We start from the raw sequence: 5,501 nt of genomic DNA, 5'->3' as shown, positions 1-5,501 counted from the left end.
TAACCCACGCTGGTAATAGGCACAACATAAAAAACGAGATTCCGGATCAAGTCCGGAATGACAAATAAGGGGGAGTCTAATTTTTTATCATTACGTCTTTCGTTTTTGGTTAAGTTGCTAACTGCCCCTCCACCTACGCTACAATACAAGCTTCGGCGGATAAACCTCATCCTATTAACCTCTCTGCAAACTCTTAGGGACTTACTACCCCAAACATCCCCATTGCGTAGAAGGTGTATGCGCCGTAGTACCAGAGTGAGTAGACACCCCATACTTTTTTACCCCTTGTTATTGAAAATAAACTTATTTTGTGGTAAAATTTAAATTGGAAATCCACTCTAATAAAAAATCCTCACCAGTAAAGGAGAAATTATGGAAAAAGTGTTAATATTTGATACTACCCTCAGGGATGGAGAACAATCTCCTGGGGCAAGTTTAACAAGTGAAGAGAAGATTAAGATTGCAGAACAACTTGAAAAACTTGGAGTAGACATAATAGAAGCTGGTTTTCCAATTACTTCCACAGATGATGCCAAAGCTGTTAGAATAATTAGTGAAAGAATAAAAAAACCAGTTATTTGTGCTCTTGCACGATGTGTAAATAAAGATATAGAAGCTGCAGTAAAGGCTCTTGAAAAAGCAACCAAGCCACGTTTACATATTTTCCTTGCTACTTCAGAGATACATAGAGAATACAAATTAAAAAAAGCAAAGGGTGAAATATTAAAAATTGCTGCAGAAAAGACCCGCTTTGCAAAAAAATTTATTGATGATATAGAATTTTCACCTGAAGACGCTTCAAGGACAGAACCAGAATTTCTTCTTGAATTTGCAAAAACCGTAGCAGGAGAAGGAGCAACCACTCTCAATATACCCGATACTGTTGGGTTTGCTACTCCTTACGAATACGCTACTCTAATAAAATTTCTTAAAGAACGATTACCATCAAAGATTGTTATTAGTGTCCACTGTCACAACGACCTTGGACTTGCGGTCGCAAACTCTCTTGCAGCAATAGCAAATGGAGCACGCCAGATAGAATGCACAATAAACGGAATTGGTGAGAGGGCTGGAAGTGCAGCTCTTGAAGAGATAGTAATGAACCTTGCCATAAAGAAAGGTTTCTATAACCTTGAAACAAATATAAATACAAAAGAAATCTATAGAACAAGCAGAATGGTTGCTTCTCTTACTGGTATTCCTGTCCAACCAAACAAAGCCATTGTTGGAGAAAATGCTTTTAGGCACGAGTCGGGAATTCATCAAGACGGTGTTTTAAAAAATAGAGAAACTTATGAAATAATGAGTTCTGAAACAATAGGTAAACCTGCTAGCGAACTTGTTCTTGGCAAACATTCAGGAAGGCACGCCTTGAAAGCCCGTTTAGAAACACTTGGGTTTTATTTAGAAGATTCACAACTTGACAAAGTATTTGAAAAATTTAAAAAACTTGCAGATAAAAAGAAAGATATTACAGATATTGATTTAATAGTCATCGCAGAGGAAGAAGAAACAAGAACAGGGGAACCCATATATACACTTGATTACTTTCATATCTTATCTGGTTCATCAACTATACCCAGTGCCACAGTAAGAATAAAAAAGGATGATAATGTGTTTGAAGATGCTTCAAGAGGAGACGGTCCTGTTGATGCTATATATAAAGCTATCGACAGAATAACAGGTATTACCCCAATTCTAAAAGATTATAAAATCTCTGCTATTACTGGCGGAAAAGATGCTCAAGGTGAAGTTATGGTTTCTTTAGAAATAGATTCTGTAAGAGTAGTCGATAAAGGTTTTAGCACCGATATTATAGAAGCAAGCGCTAAGGCGTACATCAATGCTATAAACAGATATTTAATGAGGAAATATTTTAAAAACAATATAAAGGAGTAGATTAAAATGGCTATGACCATAAGCGAAAAGATTATTGCTAACCATTCAGGCAAGGATATGGTTGAACCAGGCGAGTTTGTTGAAAGTAAGGTAGATATTGTTCTTGCTAATGATATAACTGCTCCTCTTGCTATTGAAGAGTTCCATAAGTTTGGTGCTAAAAATCTCTTCTGTCCAGAAAAGATAGTTCTTGTTCCAGACCATTTCACTCCTTGTAAAGATATTAGAAGCGCTGAAATGGTTAAGATACTTAGGGAATTTTCAAAAGAGTATGGAGCAAAATTTTACGAACTTGGAGAAGTAGGCATAGAACACGCTCTTTTACCAGAGAAAGGGCTAACCCTACCGGGAGATTTAATTGTTGGAGCAGACAGTCATACCTGCACCTATGGTGCGGTTGGTGCGTTTTCTACCGGAATGGGAAGCACTGATATTGCTGGTGCTATGGTTACTGGTACAGTATGGCTTAAAGTTCCCCCTACCCTCAAATTTCATTATTACGGTAAAAGAAATAAATATGTTGGAGGAAAAGACTTAATTTTATATACTATCGGAAAAATTGGAGTTGACGGAGCTGCATACAAATCTATGGAGTTTACTGGCGAAGTTATTGACAACTTACCTATGGACGATAGATTTACAATTTGTAATATGGCAATTGAAGCTGGCGCTAAAAATGGTATTATTCCTCCAGACGACATAACACAAAATTTTGTTACAAGCGTTACCTCAGAAACAAGGTTACCTTTTATTACAAGCGATACCAACGCTGAATACGAACAAATCATTAGTATCGATGTATCAAAAATTGAACCTCAAGTTGCAGCCCCACACCTGCCAAGCAATTCTAAGAATGTAATGTTTTATAAAAACACTAATATTGACCAAGCAGTTATAGGTTCTTGCACAAATGGTCGTATAAGCGACCTAAGAAGAGCCGCTTCTATATTTAACGGTCAAACTGTTGATTCTAATGTAAGATGTATTATCATTCCAGCCACTCCCAAAATATACAAACAAGCTGTTAAAGAAGGTCTCATATCTATTTTTCTGGAAGCAGGTTGTATAATCAGCCCACCCACCTGTGGTCCTTGTCTCGGTGGACATATGGGAGTTATTGGTAAAGGAGAAGTAGCTATTGCAACCACAAATAGAAATTTTATAGGACGAATGGGGCATATTGAAAGTTACGTTTATCTTTCTGGACCAGAAGTTGCGGCTGCTTCAGCTATTAAAGGACAAATATCTCACCCTGATGAAATCTAACCCTAAAATTATGGACATATACCCGCCACGGAGGAAAAATGAAAGTAATAGGAAAAGTCTGGAAATTTGGAGAACATATTAACACTGATGATATTATAGCAGCAAAATATCTTGACACAACAGATGGAAAAGAACTTGCATCTCATTGTATGGAAACATTTGGTGCAAATTTTCATAAAAAAGTATCTCATAATGATGTAATAGTAGCTGGTGAAAATTTTGGGTGCGGCTCAAGTAGAGAACACGCTCCTGTTGCAATAAAAAACTGTAACATCTCTGCTGTAATAGCAAAAAGTTTTGCTCGAATTTTTTTAAGAAACGCCATTAATATTGGTTTACCAGTTATAGAATTACCTGAATCAAAAGAAATAAATGAAAGCGATGAACTTGAAATAGATTTTGATAACGGAGTGATTAGAAACCTTACAAACAAAAAAGAATACAAGTTTAACAAATATCCTGAATTTTTACAGGAAATCATAAAAACAGGAGGGTTGATGAGATGGGTAGCTCAAAAAGAAAATATCGAATAGCAGTTATACCTGGCGATGGAATTGGTGAAGAAATAATTAGAGAAGGTTTAAAAGTGGTTGAAGCAGCTTCTGAAAGATATGGTTTTACTCTCGATACAGAAACATACGACTTTGGTGGAGAAAGATACCTTAAAACAGGTGAAACATTGCCTGAATCTGCTATAAATGAATTAAAACAGTTTGATTCTATATTCCTTGGAGCTGTTGGGCATCCTGATGTTGCTCCCGGAATTTTAGAAAAAGAAATTTTGTTGAAGATCAGATTTGAACTTGACCAGTATATTAACCTCAGACCAATAAAACTTTACCCAGGCGTTTGGCATCCTCTAAAAAATAAAGAACCAAAAGATATAGATTATATTGTTGTAAGAGAAAACACTGAAGGCGCATATAGCGGTATTGGAGGAAGTGTAAAGAAAGGTACTGACGATGAGATTGCTACTCAATTAGATGTTAATACAAAAAAAGGGGTCGAGAGATGTATCAGATACGCCTTTGAGTACGCAAGAAAAAGAAATCGTGCTAAAAATCTTACAGTTGTAGATAAAGCCAATGTTTTAACTTACGCAGGCGACCTCTGGAGAAGAACTGCAGGAGAAATAAAAAAAGAATTTACTGATATAAAACTTGATTTTGCTTTTGTTGATGCGACCTGTATGTGGATGATTAAAAATCCAGAATGGTTTGATGTAGTTGTTACAAACAATATGTTTGGCGATATCATTACCGACCTTGGTGCAATGACTCAAGGCGGGCTTGGTATTGCCGCCGGCGGTAACATCAACCCTAACGGTGTTAGTATGTTTGAACCGATCCACGGCTCTGCACCAAAATATACAGGAAAAAATGTGGCATGTCCCATAGCAACTATTTCTGCTGGCGGGATGATGCTTGAAATACTTGGTGAGGAAGAAGCAGCCCTTATGGTAGAAAAAGCGATTGTAAAAGCAACTGGAGAAAAACATATTAAGAGTCTTGAGGCTGGCAAAATGGGTATGGGAACCAATGAAGTCGGTGACTTGATTTCCAAATTTGTAAAAGAAATTAAAGATTAAAATAAGATAAAAAAAGGGCTGACTTTAAAATCAGCCCTTTTTTTTTTATTTAATGTTGGAATAAAATATTCTACGAAGGTCAAACCTTTGTAATTACCATATCAAAAGGTTATAAATTGCTTGACAAAATCGACGGTAATAGAGTAAACTAAAAACAAAGTACATTCTAATTTTAAACCTCTTGATTATAGCGTTCTTTAACTGAAATACTTAAAATAGTTTCGTTTGTATACTACTTATAGAAATTTAACAAACTGATTGTTAAAAACGGAAAGGGGGTGTATAAGTATGAGAAACAAAAAAAGTAGAGGGTTCACCCTTATAGAGTTGCTTGTTGTTATTGCTATTATAGGGATTTTGGCTTCTATGTTGTTACCAGCCCTCGACAGAGCAAGGGCAAGAGCACGGATGACAGCTTGTATGAATAACTTGAGGCAATTAGGTCTCGCTTTAAATATGTACGCTCAAGATTGGGGGGGATGGTTCCCTTACTATAATTTTGATGACACTCGCTGGGCTTCTGCATCAGGTTATGGACATTTTTCATCAAAAACCAACTGTTCTCTTGGACTTCTTGTAGGTATGCCTAACCCCGAAGAACCGTCTCTTGAAACCCCAAAATATGTATCAGATTACCGGCTCTTTATCTGCCCAGGAAATAAGAGCGGGTGGAAACCATCAACAAACCCTAAAGGCGCTCTATATAGGGATGTTTCGACTCGTTTAAGTGCAGACAAAACCCCAGAAG

At 36.7% G+C, this 5,501-nt stretch carries 5 protein-coding genes; all 5 read left to right on the top strand.

From position 1 onward, the window contains the following. The first annotated feature begins 372 nt into the window (after positions 1 to 372). A complete protein-coding gene (locus M0P98_09115) occupies positions 373 to 1,899 on the top strand; it encodes a 2-isopropylmalate synthase (GenBank protein MCK9267006.1) in 1,527 nt (508 codons plus the stop codon). A 6-nt stretch (positions 1,900 to 1,905) separates the two neighbouring features. Then, positions 1,906 to 3,165 (top strand): 3-isopropylmalate dehydratase large subunit, encoded by a 1,260-nt coding sequence (gene leuC / locus M0P98_09110; protein ID MCK9267005.1) that lies wholly within the window; start codon positions 1,906 to 1,908, stop codon positions 3,163 to 3,165. Positions 3,166 to 3,203: 38 nt separating this feature from the next. Then, entirely contained in the window at positions 3,204 to 3,698 is a 495-nt protein-coding gene (locus M0P98_09105; GenBank protein MCK9267004.1) for a 3-isopropylmalate dehydratase small subunit, read from the top strand. Further along, positions 3,668 to 4,753 (top strand): 3-isopropylmalate dehydrogenase, encoded by a 1,086-nt coding sequence (locus M0P98_09100; protein ID MCK9267003.1) that lies wholly within the window; start codon positions 3,668 to 3,670, stop codon positions 4,751 to 4,753. Before M0P98_09105 ends, M0P98_09100 begins: the two co-directional genes overlap by 31 nt. Before the next feature lie 288 nt (positions 4,754 to 5,041). After that, positions 5,042 to 5,501, top strand: a 460-nt coding sequence (locus M0P98_09095) for a type II secretion system GspH family protein (GenBank protein MCK9267002.1), incomplete at its 3' end; no start/stop codon positions are given.

The organism is bacterium, from assembly GCA_023230585.1.
In the GTDB taxonomy this organism is placed as follows: domain Bacteria; phylum Ratteibacteria; class UBA8468; order B48-G9; family JAFGKM01; genus JALNXB01.
Note: the sequence above shows the minus strand (reverse complement) of the source record. Positions and strands in the feature narration are given on the sequence as shown.

Excerpts from the sequence above, each read along its gene's own strand:
- leuC (MCK9267005.1), top strand. The coding sequence starts at position 1,906 with ATGGCTATGACCATAAGCGAAAAGATTATTGCTAACCATTCAGGCAAG.
- M0P98_09105 (MCK9267004.1), top strand. The coding sequence starts at position 3,204 with ATGAAAGTAATAGGAAAAGTCTGGAAATTTGGAGAACATATTAACACT.
- M0P98_09115 (MCK9267006.1), top strand. The coding sequence starts at position 373 with ATGGAAAAAGTGTTAATATTTGATACTACCCTCAGGGATGGAGAACAA.
- M0P98_09100 (MCK9267003.1), top strand. The coding sequence starts at position 3,668 with ATGGGTAGCTCAAAAAGAAAATATCGAATAGCAGTTATACCTGGCGAT.